General features: G+C 67.6%; 21 protein-coding genes and 1 pseudogene. 13 read left to right on the plus strand and 9 right to left on the minus strand.

Annotated elements, in window-relative coordinates:
* Positions 1-62 precede the first annotated feature (62 nt).
* Positions 63-1214 carry a murein hydrolase activator EnvC family protein gene (locus TVNIR_RS17680; protein WP_043739914.1) on the minus strand — a complete coding sequence of 384 codons (1152 nt, stop codon included), beginning with the start codon at positions 1212-1214 and terminating at the stop codon, positions 63-65.
* A gap of 68 nt (positions 1215-1282) precedes the next feature.
* Between TVNIR_RS17680 and TVNIR_RS17685 the strand changes: the two genes are divergently transcribed.
* From TVNIR_RS17685 to TVNIR_RS17705, 6 genes and pseudogenes are all read left to right on the plus strand, one after another.
* On the plus strand, positions 1283-1633 hold the full coding sequence (locus tag TVNIR_RS17685) for an ArsR/SmtB family transcription factor (RefSeq protein WP_157092379.1): 351 nt from the start codon (positions 1283-1285) through the stop codon (positions 1631-1633).
* 18 nt (positions 1634-1651) lie between these two features.
* Positions 1652-2080, plus strand: a complete 429-nt coding sequence (locus TVNIR_RS17690) for a rhodanese-like domain-containing protein (protein WP_015260449.1) — start codon at positions 1652-1654, stop codon at positions 2078-2080.
* Between the two features lie 144 nt (positions 2081-2224).
* Positions 2225-2494: a glutaredoxin 3 gene (gene grxC / locus TVNIR_RS17695; RefSeq protein WP_015260450.1), complete on the plus strand. Its 270-nt coding sequence runs from the start codon at positions 2225-2227 to the stop codon at positions 2492-2494.
* On the plus strand, positions 2491-2931 hold the full coding sequence (locus tag TVNIR_RS17700; RefSeq protein ID WP_015260451.1) for a thioredoxin family protein: 441 nt from the start codon (positions 2491-2493) through the stop codon (positions 2929-2931). The genes grxC and TVNIR_RS17700 overlap by 4 nt, the downstream gene beginning before the upstream one ends.
* A 38-nt stretch (positions 2932-2969) precedes the next feature.
* Positions 2970-3473: pseudogene (gene secB, locus TVNIR_RS19415) on the plus strand (protein-export chaperone SecB); the annotation flags it as partial.
* 73 nt (positions 3474-3546) lie between these two features.
* Complete coding sequence (locus TVNIR_RS17705; RefSeq protein ID WP_043739915.1) at positions 3547-4569, plus strand: NAD(P)H-dependent glycerol-3-phosphate dehydrogenase; 1023 nt, start codon at positions 3547-3549, stop codon at positions 4567-4569.
* A gap of 114 nt (positions 4570-4683) precedes the next feature.
* Here TVNIR_RS17705 and TVNIR_RS17710 read toward each other — a convergent pair whose 3' ends face one another.
* From TVNIR_RS17710 to TVNIR_RS17735, 6 genes are all read right to left on the minus strand, one after another.
* Complete coding sequence (locus TVNIR_RS17710; protein ID WP_015260454.1) at positions 4684-5148, minus strand: tRNA (cytidine(34)-2'-O)-methyltransferase; 465 nt, start codon at positions 5146-5148, stop codon at positions 4684-4686.
* Positions 5149-5548: 400 nt separating this feature from the next.
* Positions 5549-6982 (minus strand): nitrogen regulation protein NR(I), encoded by a 1434-nt coding sequence (ntrC, locus tag TVNIR_RS17715; RefSeq protein ID WP_015260455.1) that lies wholly within the window; start codon positions 6980-6982, stop codon positions 5549-5551.
* Positions 6979-8061, minus strand: coding sequence for a nitrogen regulation protein NR(II) (gene glnL / locus TVNIR_RS17720; RefSeq protein WP_015260456.1), 1083 nt, complete (start codon positions 8059-8061; stop codon positions 6979-6981). The genes ntrC and glnL overlap by 4 nt, the downstream gene beginning before the upstream one ends.
* Before the next feature lie 158 nt (positions 8062-8219).
* Positions 8220-8504, minus strand: coding sequence for a DUF4124 domain-containing protein (locus tag TVNIR_RS17725; RefSeq protein WP_237251681.1), 285 nt, complete (start codon positions 8502-8504; stop codon positions 8220-8222).
* Positions 8505-8557: 53 nt separating this feature from the next.
* Positions 8558-8920: a DUF2782 domain-containing protein gene (locus TVNIR_RS17730; RefSeq protein WP_015260458.1), complete on the minus strand. Its 363-nt coding sequence runs from the start codon at positions 8918-8920 to the stop codon at positions 8558-8560.
* 1 nt (position 8921) lies between these two features.
* Positions 8922-9674: an LOG family protein gene (locus TVNIR_RS17735; RefSeq protein WP_015260459.1), complete on the minus strand. Its 753-nt coding sequence runs from the start codon at positions 9672-9674 to the stop codon at positions 8922-8924.
* Positions 9675-9788: 114 nt separating this feature from the next.
* Between TVNIR_RS17735 and polA the strand changes: the two genes are divergently transcribed.
* The 3 genes from polA to TVNIR_RS17750 are packed head-to-tail and all read left to right on the plus strand — an operon-like array spanning position 9789 to position 13639.
* On the plus strand, positions 9789-12497 hold the full coding sequence (gene polA, locus TVNIR_RS17740) for a DNA polymerase I (RefSeq protein ID WP_015260460.1): 2709 nt from the start codon (positions 9789-9791) through the stop codon (positions 12495-12497).
* An 18-nt stretch (positions 12498-12515) separates the two neighbouring features.
* Positions 12516-13013 carry a hypothetical protein gene (locus TVNIR_RS17745; protein WP_015260461.1) on the plus strand — a complete coding sequence of 166 codons (498 nt, stop codon included), beginning with the start codon at positions 12516-12518 and terminating at the stop codon, positions 13011-13013.
* Positions 13010-13639: an SCO family protein gene (locus TVNIR_RS17750; protein ID WP_015260462.1), complete on the plus strand. Its 630-nt coding sequence runs from the start codon at positions 13010-13012 to the stop codon at positions 13637-13639. The genes TVNIR_RS17745 and TVNIR_RS17750 overlap by 4 nt, the downstream gene beginning before the upstream one ends.
* Before the next feature lie 656 nt (positions 13640-14295).
* On the opposite strand, the gene yihA is transcribed toward TVNIR_RS17750, so the two are convergent.
* Positions 14296-14943, minus strand: a complete 648-nt coding sequence (gene yihA / locus TVNIR_RS17760; protein ID WP_015260464.1) for a ribosome biogenesis GTP-binding protein YihA/YsxC — start codon at positions 14941-14943, stop codon at positions 14296-14298.
* Positions 14944-15097: 154 nt separating this feature from the next.
* On the opposite strand from yihA, the gene TVNIR_RS17765 reads away from it, so the two are divergent.
* From TVNIR_RS17765 to TVNIR_RS17780, 4 genes are all read left to right on the plus strand, one after another.
* Positions 15098-15715 carry a c-type cytochrome gene (locus TVNIR_RS17765; protein WP_015260465.1) on the plus strand — a complete coding sequence of 206 codons (618 nt, stop codon included), beginning with the start codon at positions 15098-15100 and terminating at the stop codon, positions 15713-15715.
* Positions 15716-15883: 168 nt separating this feature from the next.
* Complete coding sequence (locus TVNIR_RS17770; protein WP_015260466.1) at positions 15884-16516, plus strand: thiol:disulfide interchange protein DsbA/DsbL; 633 nt, start codon at positions 15884-15886, stop codon at positions 16514-16516.
* A gap of 311 nt (positions 16517-16827) precedes the next feature.
* Entirely contained in the window at positions 16828-17661 is an 834-nt protein-coding gene (locus TVNIR_RS17775) for an endonuclease/exonuclease/phosphatase family protein (protein WP_015260467.1), read from the plus strand.
* A gap of 783 nt (positions 17662-18444) precedes the next feature.
* Positions 18445-19341: a PfkB family carbohydrate kinase gene (locus TVNIR_RS17780; protein ID WP_015260468.1), complete on the plus strand. Its 897-nt coding sequence runs from the start codon at positions 18445-18447 to the stop codon at positions 19339-19341.
* A 46-nt stretch (positions 19342-19387) separates the two neighbouring features.
* Here TVNIR_RS17780 and asnB read toward each other — a convergent pair whose 3' ends face one another.
* On the minus strand, positions 19388-21406 hold the full coding sequence (asnB, locus tag TVNIR_RS17785) for an asparagine synthase (glutamine-hydrolyzing) (RefSeq protein ID WP_015260469.1): 2019 nt from the start codon (positions 21404-21406) through the stop codon (positions 19388-19390).
* Positions 21407-21423 lie beyond the last annotated feature (17 nt).

The raw sequence follows: 21423 nt of genomic DNA on the forward strand, positions 1-21423 counted from the left end.
CACTGCCTGCACCTCAACCCGCAATCGCGCGCCCGCGGCGCGGAATCGGGGCATCGGGTGTGCTACTTTGAGTCCCACCAGGACGCCGGGTTCAATGTCTCCCCGCGGTGGCGCAACTCGAAATAAAGTCCAGGCGCGATCACGGTGCTCGTCGCCCCGGCGCGTGCGATCACGGCGCCCCGTTCGATCTGCTGACCCTGGCGCACCAGCAGTTCCCGGTTGTTGCCATACAGGGTGAGGTAGCCGTCACCGTGATCGAGGATCACGAGGAATCCGTATCCCCGCATCCAGTCCGCGTAGACTACCTGCCCGCCGTGCACCGCGAGTACCGGCGCATCGTCTCCGGCGTCGAAGACGTCGCCTCGCCACCGTGCGTGCACCCCGCCGCCCCGGGATCCTCCATAACGGTGCAGCACGGTTCCGTCGACCGGTGGCGCAAGGCCGCCCCGGCGCGAAGCGAACGGCCCCGCTTCCGGTTCCGCGGCTTCCCGGCGCGGGGGCGGTGCTGCGCGCATCCGGCGCAGCACGCTCTCGAGCGTCTGCGCATTCCGTTCCAGGCGCGCCAGCTCCAGCGCCTCGCGCTCCGCTTCCCGCTGCGCCCGGGCCAGCAGCGCCGCCTGCTCTTCCTCCTGGCGGTCGATCTCCCGCTGCAGACGCTGCGCCTCGCGTTCCTGCTCGACCAGGTAGCCCCGCGCCTCGACCAGCCGGTCACGTGCCTCGGCCAGTTCCTGCAGTGCGCGATCGATCCCGGCGAGCAGCTGTTCGCGTCTGGCCTGGATCCGGGCATCGAGCTCGGTATAGTGCCGCGCTGCGCCGCCCTGGCCATGCCATCGGCGATGCCGTTCGCGCAGCCACTGTCCACGCAACAGTTGTGCGGCCTGGTGCCTGGCTGCAGCCAGTTCGGTCTCCTGTCGGTCGACCCGGGCCTGCTGCCGTTCCACCGCCAGATCCTGTGCCGCTAGGGCAGCGCCCAGTTCGCGGCGCTCGGTACGCAGTTCCTGATTGCGCCTGGCCACCTCCGCGATTCGCTCCTCGATGCGCTCGATCTCGCGCAACCGCCGCTGTTGATGGCGCTCCAGCAGTTCCATGGCCTCCCGGGTGGCCTCGAGCTCGGACTCCGTCTCCACGCCCGCCACCGTGGCAGGCACCAGGATCAGCGCAAGCAGCCAGCCGCCAAGGGGCTGTATAAGGGGGAATTTCCGCAGCCTAGCCATTGCGCTCGGGCAAACATCCGAGTACTTTTGATTGCTTATATTCTGTACGATAGCCGTATCTGCCCATGATGTTCCCAAAATACGGGTGTGTTGCCGTGAACCACGATCCGATCTGCTTCGATGAAACCCTGATGACCCAGGACGAGGACATCGAGCGCGCGTCCCGTTCGCTGAAGGCCATGTCCCATCCACTGCGGCTGAAGATACTCTGCATCCTTGGGGACCGCGAGATCAGCGTGCAGGAGATCGTGGACCAGGTGGGGACTTCCCAGAGCAATATCTCCCAGCACCTTGGTATCCTTCGCGACAAGGGTATCCTCGCGACTCGAAAGGACGCGAACCGCGTCTACTACCGCGTCGGCGATGCCCGGACCCTGCGCCTGATCAGCATGATGCAGGACGTGTTCTGCCGCTCCTGACCCTGAACGGTTGTCACCATGATTGAACGCCTGCCCGAATTTCTTGGCAATCACCCGCTGTTGACCGGCGCCCTGATCGCGGTGGTCGCACTGATTCTGTACACCGAGTTCCAGCGCGCGACCCGGAAGTACCGGGCCCTTCCACCGTCGGAGGCGGTTCGGGTAATGAACCGCGAGGGCGCGCTGGTGCTGGACGTGCGCGAGGACAACGAACTCACCGGCGGCCGGATCGGCTCGTCCCGGCACATCCCGCTGGGAGTTCTGAAAAAGCGGATCGCGGACATCGAGCGCTACAAGGAGTCCCCTGTGGTGGTCTACTGCCGCAGCGGTGCACGATCGGCGGTGGCGGCCTCGCAGCTGGTGAGCGCGGGCTTCACCGACGTGACCAATCTCCAGGGCGGAATCCAGGCGTGGCAGTCGGCCGGCCTGCCAGTGAAGAAGAAGTGAACGCTCGTGCCGACGCGCGCCACCCGGAACGATGAAAACCGGTCACGTATCGCGGTGATCGTTCTCTCTCTCCGTCCCTCTCCGACCAGCGGGAGAGGGGGATTCCTAGCGCACTGCGCGCGCATTTCGCGTTAAGGTTGGTGGATGCGATTTCAAGTCTACCTCTCCGAATTCTGCCCCTACTGCACGCTGGCCCGCCAGTTGCTGGACAAGCTGGGCCACGCGTACGAGGTGATCCGCGTCGACATCGACCCGGAGCAGCGCCGCACGATGGAACGGCGTTCCGGGCGTACTTCGGTGCCGCAGATCTTCCTCGGCGACACCCACATTGGCGGCTACGACGACCTTGCCTCGCTGCACCGCAACGGACGGCTGGAGCACCTGATAACCAGCGCAGCGAGGCAGACAGCATGAATGCTGCAGCCGGGGCACACCGTGTCTGCCCGCACTGCGGCCAGGTGAACCGAGCGCCGGATTCCCGTGCCGGGGGCGCGCGCTGCGGGGCTTGCCGCAATCCGCTGTTCAGCGGCGACCCGAGTGCGGTCGATCTGGCACGGCTGGAGCGCTTCGTCAGTCGCGACCAGCGCCCGGTGCTGGTCGATTTCTGGGCGTCCTGGTGCGCTCCCTGCCGCATGATGGCCCCCCAGTTCGCCAGCGCGGCGAGCGAACTGGAACCTGCGATGCGGCTGCTGAAACTCGACACCGAGGCGAACCCCGACGCAGGAGCCCGCTTCGGCATCCGCGGCATCCCGACGATGATCCTGTTTGATCACGGGCGCGAAATCGCCCGGCAGAGCGGAGCGATGTCCACCGGCGACATCGTCGCCTGGGCACGCCGCGCTGCGCGCTGACCGCCGCCCTCCCTACACCCCTTGCACGAGACGACGACATGGCTGAAGAGAATAACCCGAGCGCAAGCAGCACCAACTCCGGTACCCCGCCGCAGGGCCAGGGCCCCGAGTTCACGATCCAGAAGCTCTACATCAAGGATCTGTCGTTCGAGGCACCGTCTGCGCCCGACATCTTCCTGAAGGAATGGAAGGGCGAGACCAACCTGCAGCTGAACACGAAGACCCGCACGCTGAACGAACAGGACGGGGTCTACGAGGTGGAACTCGGTCTGACCGTCACGACCACTTCGCAGAGCGAGACCGCCTACCTGGTCGAGGTCAAGCAAGCTGGGGTATTCGTCGCACGCGGCTTTTCGCCCGAGCAGAAGGGGCATCTGTTCGGGGCATACTGCCCGAACATCCTGTTTCCATTCGCCCGCGAGGTCGTTGCCGACATGGTGCTGAAGGGCGGCTTCCCGCAGGTGCTGCTGCAGCCGATCAACTTCGACGCGCTGTATGCGCAGCATCAGCAGAAACAGCAGGGCGCACCGTCGGACGCCGCGAGCCCCTGCCGGCCCGGCGTCCGCCTGACGCGCTGCCGGTCCTCCCCCGGGCCACGCACCGCGCTGACCGGCGATGGACACGCAGCACGCGATCGACCGCACACCCCGGGTCGCCGTCCTCGGCTCAGGTTCATGGGGAACGGCACTGGCCCTGCAGGCCGCGCGCCTGCATCCGGACGTGGTCCTGTGGGCCCGCGATCCCGGGCAGGCCGAACGGCTCGAACAGCGACGGGAGAACGCTCGGTACCTGCCCGGGGTCGTCTTCCCCGAGTCGCTGCATGTCGTCGCCGACCGCGACCGGGCGGTCATCGGTCGGGACTTGATCCTGGTTGCGGTGCCGACCGGCGGTTTTCGCGAGACCCTGCGCTGGATCGCCCCGCGGATCCAGCCGGGCCAGCGCATCGCCTGGGCCACCAAGGGGCTGGAGATGGCGACCGGCGCCTGGCTCCACGAGGTTCTTGAACAGGAATGTCCCGGCCATTCCCCGGCCGTACTCTCGGGCCCGTCGTTTGCCGCCGAGGTCGCGCGGGAGCAGCCGACTGCGCTGACCATCGCCGCGTCCGAGCCCGGCCTCGCCGAGCTGGTCGCCAGCGCCTTCCACGGCCGGGCGATGCGTCTTTATCGCAATGCCGACGTGCTCGGGGTCGAGCTGGGCGGCGCTTTCAAGAACGTGCTCGCGATCGCCGCCGGCATCTCGGACGGCGCCGGCTTCGGCGCCAACGCCCGAGCCGCGCTGATGACACGCGGGCTGGCTGAATTGCAGCGCCTCGGGGCCGCGGTGGGCGCACGGCCGCAGACGCTGACCGGGCTGTCCGGTCTCGGCGACCTGATCCTGACCTGCACGGACGACCAGTCGCGCAACCGCCGGCTGGGGTTGTTCCTCGGCGAGGGCTACGACCTCGATACCGCCCGGAGGCGGATCGGCCAGGCCGTGGAAGGGGCCGAGACCGCGCGGGTGGCCGTGGAACGTGCACAGCAGGCCGGCGTCGAGATGCCGATCTGCGACGAGGTTCACGCGGTGCTGTACCAGGGCCGCCCGGTGCGCGAAACCGCTCGCCGCCTGCTCGAACGCGACCCGGTCGCCGAGGACGAATAACCCGGCGGCGGACGCATACCGCAAGCGCTAGCATCCCCGCCCGAGCCGCTGGCGGCCCCGGAAGACGTGCTGCAACGGGAATGCCCGGGTCAGGCAGCGCCTGGAGCGAGATGATCAGACGCTGCCGGTAAACCCCAGCTGGCGCCAGGCCTCGAACACGACGACCGCGACCGCGTTGGAGAGGTTCAGGCTTCGGCTCTGCGCCCGCATCGGGATGCGCAGGCGCCGCTCGTCCGGAAATCGTGCGAGCACAGGTTCGGGCAGACCGCGAGTCTCGGGGCCGAACAGGAAACCGTCACCGGACGCGAAGGCGGGCGTATCGTGGCGGCGACGCGCGTGCGTGGTCAGCGCAAACAGACGCGTCAGGGCTCCAGCCGACAGGCAGGCCGCCAGGCTTTGGTACTCGTGAACTGCCGTGAACTCGCGATAGTCCAGGCCCGCGCGGCGCAGCCGCCGTTCGTCGAGCGCGAAGCCCAGCGGGTGGATCAGGTGAAGCTGGGCGCCGGTATTCGCGGCCAGGCGGATGATGTTGCCGGTGTTCGGCGGGATCTCGGGCTCGAAGAGTACGATATGCAGCATGGCTGAGGATTTCCCGGGTCCGCTCCTGGAGACGACATTCTGCGCGCCGGCGTACGCTTCTTGCGTGGCCGGGGTAGCGGCGACGAGCCACGGCCGTCAACGTGAAAATACGGCCACGGAAGATGATACAAATTTAACCCTTTTCCGTGCTTTCCGTGCTTTCCGTGGCTCGCATTTTCATGTTGCGGGGTGGCCGCTGGCACAGGCGTTGAGGTGAAAGAACCCGCGTCGCGTCCCGGGCGACACGTAGGGCGGACTAGCGCAGCGTCATCCGCCACACGGCGTTCGCAGTGCCCAGGCGCCCGCGGCACCCCGGGCGCCGGTTGGCGGATGACGGCCTTCGGCCTTTTCCGCCCTACGCCTCTTTCATCATCGGGGGTGGCCACACGGGCCATGGAGGTTAGCGGGGGTCGGGGCGATCGATACCGAGTTCCTGGATTTTCCGCGTCAGGGTGTTGCGCCCCCAGCCCAGCAGCGCTGCAGCCTGCTGGCGATGGCCGTCGGTCATCGCCAGCGCCTCCAGGATCAGGGTGCGTTCAAACTGGGGCTGCACCACCGCCAGCACGCCCCGGGACCCGCTGCGCCAGTGCTCCCGCGCACGCTCGGCAAGCTCCCGGGTCCAGTCGCGCACCGGCGCAACACGTGTGCCGGAATCGGTGGACTCCTGCGCCGGCTGTCCTCGCAGTTCCGGCGGCAGATCCTCGAGGTGAACCTCGCGGCCGGAGGCCATCACCGTCAGCCAGCGGCAGGTGTTTTCCAGCTGGCGCACGTTGCCCGGCCAGCGCATCCGCTGCAGTTCGGCGACGACCTCGGGCCGCATCAGCTTGGGTTCAACGTCCAGGTCGCGGGCGGCCTCCAGCATGAAATGGCGGATCAGCAGCGGGATGTCCTCGGGGCGCTCACGCAGCGCGGGCACATGGATGCGGATCACGTTCAACCGGTGGAACAGGTCTTCCCGGAACAGGCCCGCGGCCACCCGGTCCTCAAGGTCCTGGTGCGTGGCAGCGATGATGCGCACATCGACCCGGATCGGGGTATGCCCGCCAACACGGTAGAAGGTGCCGTCCGACAGTACCCGCAGCAGGCGCGTCTGCAGGTCAAAGGGCATATCGCCGATCTCGTCCAGGAACAACGTGCCGCCGTCGGCTTGTTCGAAGCGCCCCTTGCGGCCCTGACTTGCACCGGTGAACGCGCCCCGCTCGTGACCGAACAGCTCGCTTTCGAGCAGATCCTTCGGGATCGCGGCAGTGTTCAGCGCGATCAGTGGCTGGTGCGCACGCGGGCTGTGCTGGTGCAGCGCGCGGGCCACCAGCTCCTTGCCGGTGCCGGACTCGCCATTCACCAGCACGGTGATGTTCGACCGCGATAACCGGCCGATCGCACGGAACAGCTCCTGCATCGCCGGCGCCTCGCCAATGATGGCGGCGGGCGGCCCGGCCTCGTCACCGGCGCTGACCCTGCTCTCGCGGCGCGCCTGCAGCGCCCGGCGGACCAGGCCCACCGCCTCGTCCAGGTCGAACGGCTTCGGCAGGTATTCGAAAGCCCCGGTCTGGTAGGCTGCGACCGCGCTTTCCAGATCCGAGAACGCGGTCATGATGATCACTGGCGGGTGATCCGGACGGTTGCGCACGCGGGCCAGGAAATCCAGCCCGTTCAAACCCGGCATCCGGATGTCGGCGACGATCACGTCCGGCGCCTCGTCCTGCTCCAGAGCGCTCCAGGCCAGATCGGCCGATTCGAAGCCGCGGGCGTCGAGGCCCGCGCGGCTCAGCGCACGCTCGAGCACCCAGCGAATCGAATCGTCGTCGTCGATGACCCAGATGGACGTTTTCATTGCTCGCTCTCCAGGGGCAGCAGGACGTCGAAGTCGGTGCATCCCGGCCGCGAGTGGCACTCGATCAGGCCGTTGTTCAGCTGGACCAGGCCCTGTGCGATCGGCAGACCCAGCCCGGTACCGGATGCGCGCCCGGTCACCATCGGAAAGAAGATCCGCTCGCGGATCTCCTCGGGAACGCCCGGGCCGTTGTCGCGCACCCGCAGGCGCGCGACCAGGCGGTGGCGCTCGCCGGAGATCGTGTACTGGCGCAGGATCCGGGACATCAGGCGGATCTCGCCGTGGTCGCCGAGTGCCTGCATCGCGTTCTGCACCAGATTGAGGATCGCCTGCACCAGCATGTCGCGATCGGCCAGCACTTCGGGGATGCTGGGGTCGTAATCCGCCGTGATCCGCAGATCCAGCGGCAGTTGCACGCTGACCAGCCCACGCACGTGCTCGAGTACCTCGTGCACGTTCACCGGCTCGAGCCGTGGGAGATTGTTCGGTCCCAGCATGCGATCGACCAGGCCGCGCAGGCGGTCCGCCTCGCGAATGATGATCCGGGTGTACTCCCGCAGCGCCGAATCGTCGAGCTCGCAGGCCAACAGCTGCGCCGCACCGCGCAGGCCGCCCAGCGGGTTCTTGATTTCGTGCGCGAGCCCGCGGGTCACTGCCCGGCTGATCGCCTGCTGCTGGCGCAGCTGGTCTTCCTGGTTGATCCGCTGCTGGCGGTCGATGGCGGTGAGTTCGATCAGCAGGCGCGCGGGTAGCATCGCATCGTGCAGCGGCGAGACCACCAGATCGGCGAGAAACCCCTGTGCGCGCAACGGTTGCAGGCGACGGGCACGCAGCGTGAGCGGATGGTCCAGGGTCATCGCGTGCTGCAACTGCCCGGTCAGGTTCCGGTCCAGGCGCAGCGATTGCCCGAGTTGCGCCCCAACGACCCGCTCGCGGCTGAGGCCGAGCAGCACCTCGGCTGCCGAGTTGACCGAAATCAGCCGCAGCCGGCCGTCGGTGACCAGCACTGCGGTCGACAGGTCGTCCCACCACGAACAGACGTCCGTACCGGATCGGTCTGGAACAGCATTGGCATTCATCGGGGAGGACCTAGCAGGAATTGCGCCAGAATCGCGCGCCCATCGCCTGCGCCGTTGATTCGCCGATCCGGCGCCAAAGGGACGCAGGATGCACGGGTGCCGGGGGATAATAGCACCAATATGGTGCGATACGCGCGACCGGGCGCACCCGGTTGGTGCTAACGGCCGCGGAAGCTACGGCGATCCCGGGTCACCGGGTCGGGTTCGTCCGGATCCGCCTCGACGGTGGGCGCTTCCGGCGCACCCACCGGTTCCTCGGTCACGGGCCGCAGCGGCCTGCGCAGGATCTCCTCGGCGTCGGGCAGCGGCAGCGCACCCATAGGCGCACGCACCTCGATCCGTTCCGAATCTGCCCCGGTCGGTGGCCGATCGCCGAAGTGCGGCGTTCCGTCCGGACCGGTCCAGCGATAGACGTCGCTGGCGACCGCCAGCGATGCGCTCAACAGCAAGGCCGGTAGGAGACCGGGGAAGAAAAGGGCTGCCCGCCCCCGCCGGGTCACCACGCGAACAGGATCCATTGCGGCGGCACGAAGTCAGGGCCCAGGCCGGGCCGGCGGGTATCGAGCATGCCGTCCCCGGTGGTGTCGAGCAGGTAGTAGGGTCGCCCATAGCGGGGGATCACTTCCACCATGAACAGGCGCCCGCCGAACCGGTATTCCCGAATCAGCCCGTCGCGCCGCTCGATCAGCGTGATATCGGCCTCCTCCAGCCGCTGCAGCTGCCGGGCACGCTCGTCGAGGACCGGCGGCGGGGCGTCGGCTGCTATTTCCGGCGGAGGTGGAGCATCGCTCCACTCCTGCGCCCAGGCGGCCGGCAGTGCGATCAGGCCCGCTAGGGCCGCGAACAGGATCCAGCGCATTTCAGAGCTCCATCAGGCGTTGCTTTTCCTCTGCCGAGGGCTCGAAGCTGCGTGCCTCGTAGTACTCGAAGATGGCGTTGACCGCGGCCTCGGGAGTGTCTACCAGCGAGTATAACGCCAAGTCGCCGGTCGAAATCGTACCGCGGGCGACCAGCGTCTGCTCGAACCAGTCCAGCAGGCCGCGCCAGAACGTGGTTCCGACCAACACGATCGGGATCCGGCGCGACTTACCGGTCTGGACCAGGGTCAGGATCTCGGCCAGTTCGTCGAGGGTGCCAAAGCCCCCGGGCAGCACCACATACGCGGACGCGTATTTCACGAACATCACCTTGCGCGCGAAAAAGTGCCGGAACCCCAGGCCGATGTCCTGGTACGGATTCGCCTGTTGTTCGTGCGGCAGCTGGATATTCAGACCGATGCTCGGCGATTTCCCCGCGAACGCCCCCTTGTTCGCCGCCTCCATGATGCCCGGGCCGCCGCCACTGACCACCGCGAAACCGGAATCCGACAACTGGCGCGCGATCTCCTCGGCGAGCAGGTAGTCCGGATGCCCCGGCGGAATCCTGGCCGAACCGAAGACACTCACCGACGGCTTGATCCGCGCGAGCCGTTCGAAGCCCTCGACGAACTCGGCCATGATCTGGAAGATCTTCCAGCTTTCCCGGGTCAGCTCGGAATCGTCGATCGGGGCCAGGCCTGGATGATGAGCTCGCGCACTCGGCTGCTCCGGTGGGGCATTCGCATCCTTTTTCATCGCGCTAGCGTAGCGCCCGTTGGACCCGCCGACAAACCGCCGGACCGGCCGTGCGGTTCCCGGTGGGGACGGCAACGCAGTACACTCGGGACGACGCCCACCGAACCCGATCCGATGACCGAAAACGTTCCCCTGGTGCTGGTGGACGGCTCGTCGTACCTGTACCGAGCCTTCCACGCCCTGCCGCCGCTGACCGCTCCCGGCGGCGAACCGTCCGGCGCCCTGTATGGGGTCCTGGGCATGCTGCGCAAGCTCCGGGCCGACTACGGGCCGCAACGGATGGCGGTGGTCTTCGACGCCCCGGGCAAGACCTTCCGGGACGACCTCTACGCCGAGTACAAGGCGAACCGCCCATCGATGCCCGAGGAACTGGCCGTACAGATCGAGCCGCTCCACGAACTGGTGCGGGCCATGGGCTTGCCGCTGCTGTGCATCCCCGGGGTCGAGGCGGACGACGTGATCGCGACCCTGGCCGCACAGGCACAGGCGCGCGGTGAGCCGGTGGTGATTTCGACCGGCGACAAGGACTTGGCGCAGCTGGTCAGCGACCGCGTGACGCTGGTGAACACCATGAACGGCACCGTACTCGACCCGCCGCGCGTGCGCGAGAAATTCGGGGTCGATCCAGAACGGATCGTCGATCTGCTGACGCTGGTCGGCGACACTGTCGACAACGTCCCCGGCGTCGACAAGGTCGGCCCGAAGACTGCGGCGAAGTGGCTCGCCGAATACGGCAGCCTCGACGCGGTGATCGAAAACGCCGACCGGATCAAGGGCAAGGTCGGCGAGAACCTGCGCGCGGCGTTGGAGCGGCTGCCGCTCTCGCGCGAATTGGTCACCGTGCGGCGCGACGTCGATCTGGGCATCGACGAGCACGAACTGGCCCTGGGCAAACCCGACACGACACGTCTGCGCGAGATGTACGGTCGCTTCGGTTTCCGGCGCTGGCTGGAGGAACTCGAAGGGAATGCCGGCGCCGACTCCGCGGACGACCCGCCGCCGGAAGAAGCGCAACGGCGCGACTACTCCGCGATCCAGGACGACCGGGCGTTCCGCGATCTGCTGAACCGGCTGGAACACGCCGAGCTGGTCGCATTCGACACCGAGACGACCAGCCTCGACTACATGCAGGCCCGGATCGTCGGCGTGTCGTTCAGCGTCGAGCCGGGCCGGGGCTGGTATGTCCCGCTGGCCCACGAGGGCCCGGACGCCGCCCCCCAGCTCGAGCGCGCCCGCACGCTCGAACGGTTGCGCCCCTGGCTGGAATCCGCGGAACGGGCAAAGCTCGGGCACCACCTGAAGTACGATCGAAACGTGCTCGCCAACCACGGCATCACCCTGCGCGGCATCCGCGAGGACACAATGCTCGAGTCCTACGTGCTCGACGCTGGCGCAAACCGCCACGACCTCGACAGTCTCGCGGAGCGGCACCTAGGCCATCGCATGATCACCTACGAGGACGTCGCCGGAAAGGGCGCAAAGCAGATTCCGTTCGCCGAGGTCGCAGTGGCCCGGGCGACCGAGTACGCGGCGGAGGATGCCGACATCTGTCTGCGCCTGCACCAGGCGCTGAACCCGCGCCTCGCCGACGCCGAGGGGCCGCGCGCGGTCTACCGCGAGATCGAACTCCCTCTGGTGCCGGTGCTCTCCGACATGGAACGCACCGGCGTCCGGGTCGACGCGGAACTGCTGCGCGCGCAGAGTGCGGAACTCGCGAAGCGCATGGACGAGGTGTCCGAGCGCGCCTATTCGGAAGCCGGCGCCGAGTTCAACCTGGGCTCGCCGAAGCAGATCCAGGAAATCCTGTTCGACCGGCTCGGCCTGCCGGTGCTGCGCCGGACCCCGAAGGGGCAGCCGTCCACCGCGGAGGATGTGCTGGAACAGATGGCGGCCGAGTATCCGCTGCCGCGCCTGATCCTCGAACACCGCGGGCTGGCCAAGCTGCGCAGCACCTATACCGAACGGCTGCCGGAGCGGATCCACCCCGAAACCGGGCGCGTGCACACCTCCTATCACCAGGCGGTGGCGGCGACGGGCCGGCTGTCGTCGTCGGACCCTAACCTCCAGAACATTCCGGTGCGCACCGACGAGGGCCGCCGGATCCGCCAGGCGTTCATCGCCGAACCCGGGCAGGTGCTGCTGGCCGCTGACTATTCGCAGATCGAACTGCGCATCATGGCCCACCTTTCGCGCGACCGGGGCCTGCTCGAGGCTTTCGCCGCAGGCGAGGACATCCATCGCGCGACCGCAGCAGAAGTCTTCGGGCTGGAACCCGCGTCAGTGGGCCCGGACCAGCGCCGGGCCGCGAAGGCAATCAACTTCGGGCTGATCTACGGCATGTCGGCGTTCGGCCTTGCGCGCAACCTGGGGATCGAACAGAGCCAGGCGCGCGAGTACATCGACCGCTATTTCGCGCGTTACCCGGGGGTCAAGGACTACATGGAGCGCGCGAAGGAACAGGCCCGCGATCAGGGATATGTGGAAACGCTGTTCGGCCGCCGGCTCTACCTGCCCGAGATCGGCAGCCGCAACCCGGCGCGACGCGCGCAGTCCGAACGGGTCGCGATCAATGCACCGATGCAGGGAACGGCCGCAGACATCATCAAGCGCGCAATGCTGAAGGTCGCCGCGCGCCTGGAAGAAGGCGTTTTGCATGCACGGATGATCATGCAGGTACACGACGAGCTGGTACTCGAGGTCCGGGAGGACGCAGTGGAAGCACTGCGCACCGCGGTGGTCGCGGACATGTCCGGCGCCGCGGAACTCGCAGTCGACCTGGTAGTGGACGTTGGCGTGGGCGCCAACTGGGATGCCGCGCATTGACCGCGGGTGCCGATTGACATGACGTTTTCCGAGATGGTTTCCCGATCGGTTCCCTGGGCCGCCGCGCTTCTGGGCGTGGCGGCGCTGTGGGTCTGGGCCGACCGACTGCTGCCGGGCCGGGGCGCGGACACGGCCGTGATCGTCGAACCTCGGGATTGCGACCTGGCGGCGCGCACCTGCTTGACGCCGCTGCCTTCCGGCGGAACGCTGCGCGTGGCGATCGAACCGCGGCCGATCCGCCACCTGGAGCCGATGAACGTCGAGGTGGCGTTCTCGGAACTGGACCCCGAATGGGTCGAGATCGACCTGTCCGGCGTCGAGATGTTCATGGGCTATCAACGGCCGCGCCTGGAGCGAATCGCACCGGGGCATTACCGGGGCGAGGCGGTGCTGCCCGCGTGTACCGGCGAGCGCATGACCTGGGCGGTCACCGTGCTGCCCGAGGGCGACCCGGACCGGGCCGAAGCGCGGTTCCACTTCGTCACCCGGAACACTGGGGCCGGCGGCGGCACGTGACCACCCGCACGCTGGTCTGGCTGGCGCTGGCGGCGTTCGCGCTGACGCTGATCGTATTGGGGCTTCGCCCGCCTGAAAGCGACCCGACGGCGCCGCACCGGGTGCTCCCGACCGCGCAGGCCCCGGAAGGCGGCCCGATCGAACTGCCGGTCAGCACCACCGGCGCACCACTGAGCCTTGACGACTTCCGCGAGGACTTCGTCTGGGTCTATTTCGGCTACACCTCCTGCCCGGACGCCTGCCCGGTGTCCCTCGGCTGGATCGCCGGCGCGCTTTCGCGCCTGCCGCCACGGTGGCAAGATCGCGTCCATGGGCTGTTCGTCAGCGTGGACCCCGGGCGCGATGACGCCGAGCGCCTGGGCGACTACGTCGCGTTCTTTCACCCCGCAATCGTCGGCGCGACCGGCCCGCAGGAGCGCCTGCAGGAGATTGCCGAGCGCTACGGGGCGTTCTACCAGTACACGGAGGTGGACTCGACGCTCGGGTACGTGGTCGATCACTCCTCGTCGACCTACCTGATCGGGCCGGACGGCGTGCTGCTGCAGGTCCACCCGCACGGCACCACCTCGGCACAGCTGCTCGAGGCGCTGGAGGCGCACGCCGGCTCCCCGGTCAAGCCCGAGTGAAACGGGAAGCAGTCACCTTCACGAGTGCCATCACGTGCCGGGAACTTCTCCGCGGGGGTCGCGTCACAGTAATAGGCGCTAAGCCCAGCGCCTCCCGCTTCCCTCCCTGAGCGGGATGGTTCCGGCCCCCCCTGCCGGAACCCATCTTGCCCCGGTCATCCCCCTGTGACTGGGGCATTTTTTTGGCCACTATTCACCACGGTAGCGTGCACGTAGGGAATCGCTGAGCGACTATCGGATCGGCTCGTTGGTGCCGTCGGAATCCCCGAGCGGGCGGAGAACAGCGGCATACTGTGACTGGAAACCGATCCAGTACAGCCTGTCATGGCGGAGTACCCAGTGCCCGCCAAGGGTCGCGACCGGGCCGGCCTTTAGTTGCCGGCCACAGTCTCCAGCAATATCTGGACCAGCGCCGCGTAGAGGGCGGATATTGTCGCCGCGATGGCGTACGGAACTGGCCCTTTCCCTACCTTGACCAGAATCCCCCCGGGATCGGCACCATCGGCCAGTGACGGGCCAGGAGCGATGGTGTCCCGCACCCACGAGGGTTCTACCAGGTTGCGCGGCGCGCAACCCATCGGCGGGGAATAGTTCTGTTTTCCTCGGGATTGTGATTCATCGGTCCGGTCTTGGCGCGACGCGTATCGCCATGAGCGTCAGTCCGGCGCCCGATGGGCGCCGGTGGTCTGCCCTTCCGGGTCCGCGGCGTCGAGCCAGTCGAGCAGCAATCCGCGCAGATCGTCGACGCCTTTGCGCTTGAGCGCGGAAAAGGTCTGCAACGTGGCCTCGAGCCCGCGCGCCTCCAGCCCCCGGCGGGTCGCCTGCAGTTGCCGATCGGCCTCGCTCCGGGAGACCTTGTCGGCCTTGGTCAGCACCACATGCAGCGTACGCGGCTGGCCCGCCAGCCAGTGCAGCAGGGTCTCGTCCAGCGGGGTCAGCGGGTGGCGGATGTCCATGATCAGCACCAGGCCCGCCAGGCTGCGACGCTCACGAAGGTAATCTCCGATCAGCCGGTCCCAGTGCGCGCGCTGCCTGGCGGAGACCTTTGCGTAGCCGTATCCGGGCAGATCCACCAGGCGCCGCCGGCCTGTAGGCGGGAGCCGGAACACGTTGATCTCCTGTGTACGCCCAGGCGTACGGCCGACCCGGGCGAGCGCACGGCGTTCACAGAGCGCATTGAGCGCGCTGGACTTGCCGGCGTTGGAGCGGCCGGCGAACGCGATTTCCGCACCTGTATCCTCGGGCAACTGGTCCAGTTGGCCGGCGCCCAGCACGAACTCGGCTTCACGAAACGGGTTACGCATGATTGTCCTGGACCGGGCCCGCGCGGGCATGGGTCTTTGCCGGGGTGCGGCGCTTATGCTATATACTGCGCCCCTTATTTTGATGTCCCTGGCCCCCGGGGCACAAGGTCCGGCACGACCGGCTCGTGGTTTCCAAGCAGGAGTTTCGTCGATCATGAATTACATGCGTGCAAGCCTCCCCATGATCCTGTCTCTGGCGCTTCTGCTGCCGCTGTCGGCGCAGGCCGGGGATCCGGCGCGGGGCCAGGAACTGTCGCAGGCCTGCGCCGCCTGCCATGGCGCGGACGGCAACAGTGCGAACCCGGAATGGCCGAAGCTCGCCGGCCAGCATGCCGACTACATCCATAAGCAGCTGATGGATTACAAGACCGGGCGCCGCGAGGACGCACTGATGGCCGGGCAGGTCGCGAACCTAGACGAACAGGACATGCGTGACCTCGGGGCCTTCTACGCCCGCCTGGAGATGTCCACGGCAACCGCTGACGAGACGGTCGCCGAACGCGGCGAGCGGATCTACCGCGGCGGTATTCCCTCTGCCGGTGTCGCAGCATGCATCGCCTGCCACGGCGCCACCGGCAAGGGCAACCCGGCGGCGATGTTCCCGCGAGTGGCGGGCCAGCACGCGCAGTACAATGCCGACCAGCTGCATGATTTCCGCTCCGGGCAGCGGGCGAACGACAACGGCCGGATGATGCGCAACGTGGCGGCCCGGATGTCGGACGACGACATCCGGGCGGTGTCGGAATACATGGCCGGCCTGCGCGCTCGGTAGCTCACGACGAAGCCTGCGGCAATCGAATAAGGTGGCCCTGGCCACCTTTTTTTGTAGACGCGCCTCCCGAGTGAACGAAGCGCGTGGCCGGCCGTCCAACACCGGACCCGGCATCGCCGCCCTCGAATCGTCGGCGGCAGACGGCAACACCCAACGGAGAGATGGACCATGAATCGACGTCATTTCATTGGCACCCTGGTCGGAGGCAGCGCCCTGCTAGCATCAGGCGCCGGACTGACACGCGACTACGCCGCGGGCATCGACTACCGCGAACTGTTCCCGCGCGTAGACACCGGGCTGCCCGAAGGCCGGATCCAGGTCGTCGAGGTGTTCTGGTACGGCTGTCCCCACTGCTACCAGTTGCAGCCCCTGTTGCGGGACTGGAAGACCAACCTCCCCGATCATGTGGATCTGCAGCACTTGCCGGCGCCGTTCAACGACCTCTGGGCGCTGCATGCCCGGGTGTTCTTTGCGGCGCAGGCGCTCGACGTGCTCCCGGAGATCCACCAGCCGTTTTTCGAGGCGATCCACGGCCAGGGCCGCAACCTGCGCTCGGAGAGCGCGATCCTGCGTTTCGTCGATCAGCGGGGGCTCGACGCCGATGCCTTCCGCGAGGCCATGCGTTCGCCCGAAACCGGCGAGGCCCTGCAGGATGCCGGCCTCAGGGTGCAGGCCTACCAGGTCGAGGGTACGCCGTCCATGGTCGTCGACGGGCGCGCGATGGTCTCCTCCGGCATGAGCGGAAGCCACCGGGAGATGCTGCGCGTGGTCGACCACCTGATCGGAGACTTCTCGGCCTGAGGGAGCTCCGTGGCCCCGCCCGTCGGGCGGCGGGTGCCGAACCCCACCGGCCGATGGCTGTGCCAACCAGGGCGGCCACCCTGCGTGTGCGCGATGGGTCGCACCCCGGAACCGCGATTGCCGGCCGCATCGCGTTTCCCACGCCGATCGCAGGGGAACCACAAGCCGCCCCGCAGGTCGCATGAACAGGGCGTACACCACGGCTGGACCGCGTCCGGCTTCGGGAAGCGCCCGCGCATCTAGATTAACGCGACCACCGGAGGCGCTGTTTGTCACTCGTCAGCCTGGGACCCAGCGATGAAGGCCTCCCGTTGCGCAGCCCCCTCGAACGCCCCGAGGGAGCACGCAAGCGGCTGCGGCTGCTCAGCTTCAACGCTCAGGTCGGCATCCATTTCTCGCGACCGCACCACTACCTGACGCACAGCTGGAAACACCTGCTGCCCTTCGATGGGCGCATGACCAATCTCGACCGCGTCGCCCGGTTCATCTCGGCGTTCGACGTGGTCGGGCTGCAGGAGATGGATGCTGGCAGCCTGCGCAGCAGCTACGTCGACCTGACGGCGTACCTGTCGGAACGCGCCGGTTTCCCGCATGCCTATACGCGCGTGAACCGGGATCTCGGCACCTTTGCGAAACACGCGATGGGCCTGCTGACGCGCACCGAACCCGACCGGGTGGAAATGCACCGCCTTCCCGGTCCGATCCCGGGGCGCGGCGCGATCGAGGCGCGGTTCGGGCTCGAGAACGGCGAATCGCTGGTGCTGGTTCTGGTCCACCTGGCGCTGGGGCGGCGCGCCCGGCGTTCGCAACTCGACTACATCGCCGAACGCATCGCTCACGAGCCCCACGCGGTCGTGATGGGCGACTTCAACTGCCATCCCGAGAGCCGGGAATTGAAGCAGCTGGTGGCCCGCACCGGCCTGCTCGACCCGATGCCCTGTGCCGCCACCTATCCGTCCTGGGATCCGCAACGGGTATTCGACCATATCCTGTTGACCCCCGATCTCAGCGTCAGCGACATGCGCGTGTATGACGTACAGCTGTCGGACCACCTGCCGGTCGGGATCGAGATCGAGCTGCCGGGGGCCGGACGCATCATCGACGCCGATCAGGGCCACCCCCGCGTCGCGGCCACCAGCGCCTAGTCGGGCCGGATTCGAGGGCCCGGCGCAGGCCGATCTGGCACGTGCACGGAGCGGCCCTGCCGGGTACACGTTCTGCGGCGCCCAGCCGCGGGCGTTCCCGAAGTCCCCGGGGGTGCACCCCAGAAAGTTAGGAAAAAGTCCTAGGTCTATTCTCGAGCAATTCCTACAGCGCCAGGGACGGGGAACCTCCATGCTTGAGTCGCGCACTTCACCAGAGAAGTGAAGTGCCAACCGGTGTACACCGGCGTGCCACGGCAAGCCGCGCATCGGTTCCCGACTACCCAACCTGGAGGAACACCCCGATGTCACCACGTCGAACCGTTGCTTCGGTGCCCTGGCCACCGCCTCGCTGCCGTTGGCAGCGAGCACAACCTCGGCACCGTTCGCCTCGAGCACTGCCCGCATCAAGTGTCGGTTGATCCGGTGGTCGTCCACCGCCAGGATGCGCAGCCCCGCGAGACGCTCCATGCGATCCGCCACGGCCGGGATCGCCAGGGTATCGGGCGCAAGCAGCGCAGCGAACAGCCCCAGCGGCAACATCCCCGCCAGCTGGATCCGTGTAGCGGTGGATGTGCCATCTCTCATGAATGTGCCCTGGCGCGCATCGACCCGGTGGCCTTCGCGGAGCAGGAGTCGTCTCGGGGTATCTCTCGGTGGCGTCGTCGCCCGCACAGGGCGCACGATCCCGGCACGTACGCCGCGGCCCAGGCTGGCCGCGGGTCGTGATCGGACCTGGCTTCACGGTACCATGGGCCATTCATCCTCCTCGGGAGAATCCTTGTAATGACGGCAAGCAGCGGCGTGCGCCCGGTGATTTTCGGAGAGGTGCTGTTCGACAGTTTCCCGGACGGCAGCAACGTGCTCGGCGGCGCCCCGTTCAACGTCGCCTGGAACCTGCAACGGCTCGGCGCCGAGCCGTTGTTCGTCGGTGCAGTCGGCACCGACGAACTGGGCGAACGCGTGTGCGCGGCCATGGCCAGCGCAGGACTCGATCTGCGCGGGCTGCAAATCGTGCCCTACGCACCGACCGGACGCGTGCAGGTCACGCTGGAGGTCGGTGAGCCCTGTTACGACATCCTGCCGAACCAGGCCTACGACCGTGTCGATCCCGGCTCGCTGGCGGCATTCCTCACACAACCGCTGCCGATGCTCTACCACGGCAGCCTCGCGCTGCGCGCCGAACCGAGCCGCTCGGCCTGCAACTTGCTGGCCGGGCGCGCCGACCGCCGTTTCGTCGACGTGAACCTGCGCCCTCCATGGTACCAGGCGGACTCGGTGCTGGAGATGCTTCGCGGTGCCGACTACGTCAAGCTTAATCGCGACGAGCTCCGCGAACTGACGCGTGGCACGAACGATGGGAACCGGGTCCGGGATCTAATCGAACGCGCGGAGATTCGCGAGGCGGTAGTCCTGACGTCCGGATCCGAGGGGGCGGGCATCCATACCAACGCCGGTGACCGGTTCGACGCTGGCGCGCCTGCGGTCACCGATCTGCGTGACCCGGTGGGTGCCGGCGATGCCTTCGCCAGCGTGACCATCCTCGGCATCCTCGAGGCGTGGCCGTGGGAGACCACGCTGGCACGGGCGCTCGATTTCGCCGCCCGCGTCTGCACGCTGCAGGGTGCAACCACGACCGACCCCTCGTTCTACGCCGCCGCACGGGTGGGCTGGGCCGACTAGCAGCCGACCCTGCCGGCAGTGCCGTTGCGGGACGACAGGCGTGGTGTCACGGGCGCCAGCCGAGGGCTTCGGCCTTGCGGCGGGCCATGCGCGGGATGTCGGCGGCGACGAAGTGCTCGTGCAGCACCTGGACGCTGATCATGTGGTTGATCACCGCGTCGAGCTGAACCTGGGTCGCCACCGGGGTGTCCTCGGCCTCATGTAGCTCGAACAGGCGTGCCACACCCTCCGGATCCAGCAGCCCGGCCGCCTCGATCGCTTCCGTCGACAGGTACTGATCCGCCAGCGCCTTCATCGCCGCCCATTTCTTCGGGTCGGTATGCGCCGGCGGGGCCATGAACGCGAACTTCTCGCGCTCGTAGAGCACCCGCGGCAGCAGACCCTTCATCGCCTCGCGCAGCACGTATTTCTCGGTACGGCCCTTGATGCGCATCGACGGCGGCAGCTGCGCCGCGAATTCGGCCAGGTGATGGTCGAGAAACGGCGGGCGGGCCTCCATCGAGTTGGCCATGTCGACCCGGTCGCCGCCCCAGGTCAGGATCTGCCCCTCGAGCATGGTCTTGATCCAGACGTACTGGGCCTTGTCGAGGGGATGCCGGCCTTCGAGCATTTCCGCATCGAGCGCGCCGGCGATCGCGGCGCCGGGCGCGTAGCCGGCGAGCGCTGCGCGCCGCCCCGGAGCCAGCAGCCCCGGAACGTGATCGGCGGCGGCCAGCCAGGGCTGCAGGCAGGACGGGGTGAACCCGACCAGCCGGGTCAGCGCCGGGTCGTCGAGTTCGTTCTCGGCCAGCATCGCGCCGCTGAACAGCTTGTTGCTCTCGGCCAGGAGCTGTTCCCAGGACGCGCGTTCCGCCGGCGGCAGGGTGTCGAGCCCGTGCAGGAACATGTCGCGCCGGAACGCCGGATAACCGGCGAACAGCTCGTCCGAGCCCTCGCCGGTGACCACGACCTTGTAACCCGCCTCGTTCACGTGCCGGCTCATCAGCAGCTTCGCGACACCCAGCGTGTTGTAGATGGATCGCTCCGTGTGCCACAGCGTCTCGACCAGGTTGTCGTACAGGTGGTCGGCCTGCAGGGTCATGATGTCCTGGTCCGCTCCTACGCTCTCGGCCATCTCGCGAGCGATCGCGGTCTCGTCGTAGGCGACGTCGTCGAAGCCGATGGTGAACGCCTTGACCGGGCTCTGCTGACTGGCTGCCGCCAGCCCGAGCGTGATGCAGGAGTCGATCCCGCCGGACAGATAACAGGCGACCGGGACATCGGCCTCGAGCCGCAGCTGCACCGCCTCCATCAGATGCTCGCGTACGCCCTCGATCCAGTATTCCTCGTCGGTGTCGTCGTGCTCCGGGCGCTCGGCAGCCAGCGGGAAGTCCATGTCCCAGTACTTCTCCTGACGCACTTTCAGCTTCCCGTGGGCGCGTTCGACGATCACCATGTGGCCGGGCTTCACCTGGTGTACGCCCTCGAACGCGGTGGTCCCAGGCACGATGGTCTGCATCAACTGGTGGAACAGCCCGGTGTCCGAGAATCGGCGCGGCACATCCGGGTGTGCGAACAGCACCTTCAGCTCCGAGCCGAACACGAACGCGCCGTTCGCCTCGGTGAAATACAGCGGCTTGACGCCGAAGCGGTCGCGGATCAGCACCAGCCGGTCGTGCTCGCGGTCGTACAGCGAGATCGCGAACTCGCCGCGGAAGTGCGGGATCGCATCCTCCAGCCCCACGCGCCGGTAGAGATGCATCACCATTTCCGAATCGCTCTTGGTGCGGAACTGGACGCCGCGCAGCGTCAGGTCGGCACGGATGCGCTTGTAGTCGTACAGCTCGCCGTTGACCGCGGTCATGATGCTGTTGTCGGGCATCACGAACGGCTGGCGGCCCCGGTTCTCGTCGAGGTCGATGATCGACAGCCGGGCATGAGAAAAGCCGACGCCGCGATCCTGCTGCACCCGATAGCCGAAGCCGTCGGGGCCGCGGTGGTACTGGATCGCGGCCATCGCGACCAGCGTTTCGGGATCAACCCGGCGCTCCGGGTCGGCATGAAAGATTCCTGCGATGCCACACATAGGCTGTCTCCTGAAGT

Source organism: Thioalkalivibrio nitratireducens DSM 14787, assembly GCF_000321415.2.
GTDB lineage: Bacteria > Pseudomonadota > Gammaproteobacteria > Ectothiorhodospirales > Ectothiorhodospiraceae > Thioalkalivibrio > Thioalkalivibrio nitratireducens.

Bases quoted from the DNA above. Each gene is read 5' to 3' on its own strand.
- TVNIR_RS17680 (WP_043739914.1), bottom strand. From the start codon at position 1,214: ATGGCTAGGCTGCGGAAATTCCCCCTTATACAGCCCCTTGGCGGCTGG.
- TVNIR_RS17685 (WP_157092379.1), top strand. From the start codon at position 1,283: ATGTTCCCAAAATACGGGTGTGTTGCCGTGAACCACGATCCGATCTGC.
- TVNIR_RS17690 (WP_015260449.1), top strand. From the start codon at position 1,652: ATGATTGAACGCCTGCCCGAATTTCTTGGCAATCACCCGCTGTTGACC.
- grxC (WP_015260450.1), top strand. From the start codon at position 2,225: ATGCGATTTCAAGTCTACCTCTCCGAATTCTGCCCCTACTGCACGCTG.
- TVNIR_RS17700 (WP_015260451.1), top strand. From the start codon at position 2,491: ATGAATGCTGCAGCCGGGGCACACCGTGTCTGCCCGCACTGCGGCCAG.
- TVNIR_RS17705 (WP_043739915.1), top strand. From the start codon at position 3,547: ATGGACACGCAGCACGCGATCGACCGCACACCCCGGGTCGCCGTCCTC.
- TVNIR_RS17710 (WP_015260454.1), bottom strand. From the start codon at position 5,148: ATGCTGCATATCGTACTCTTCGAGCCCGAGATCCCGCCGAACACCGGC.
- ntrC (WP_015260455.1), bottom strand. From the start codon at position 6,982: ATGAAAACGTCCATCTGGGTCATCGACGACGACGATTCGATTCGCTGG.
- glnL (WP_015260456.1), bottom strand. From the start codon at position 8,061: ATGAATGCCAATGCTGTTCCAGACCGATCCGGTACGGACGTCTGTTCG.
- TVNIR_RS17730 (WP_015260458.1), bottom strand. From the start codon at position 8,920: ATGCGCTGGATCCTGTTCGCGGCCCTAGCGGGCCTGATCGCACTGCCG.
- TVNIR_RS17735 (WP_015260459.1), bottom strand. From the start codon at position 9,674: ATGAAAAAGGATGCGAATGCCCCACCGGAGCAGCCGAGTGCGCGAGCT.
- polA (WP_015260460.1), top strand. From the start codon at position 9,789: ATGACCGAAAACGTTCCCCTGGTGCTGGTGGACGGCTCGTCGTACCTG.
- TVNIR_RS17745 (WP_015260461.1), top strand. From the start codon at position 12,516: ATGACGTTTTCCGAGATGGTTTCCCGATCGGTTCCCTGGGCCGCCGCG.
- yihA (WP_015260464.1), bottom strand. From the start codon at position 14,943: ATGCGTAACCCGTTTCGTGAAGCCGAGTTCGTGCTGGGCGCCGGCCAA.
- TVNIR_RS17765 (WP_015260465.1), top strand. From the start codon at position 15,098: ATGAATTACATGCGTGCAAGCCTCCCCATGATCCTGTCTCTGGCGCTT.
- TVNIR_RS17770 (WP_015260466.1), top strand. From the start codon at position 15,884: ATGAATCGACGTCATTTCATTGGCACCCTGGTCGGAGGCAGCGCCCTG.
- TVNIR_RS17780 (WP_015260468.1), top strand. From the start codon at position 18,445: ATGACGGCAAGCAGCGGCGTGCGCCCGGTGATTTTCGGAGAGGTGCTG.
- asnB (WP_015260469.1), bottom strand. From the start codon at position 21,406: ATGTGTGGCATCGCAGGAATCTTTCATGCCGACCCGGAGCGCCGGGTT.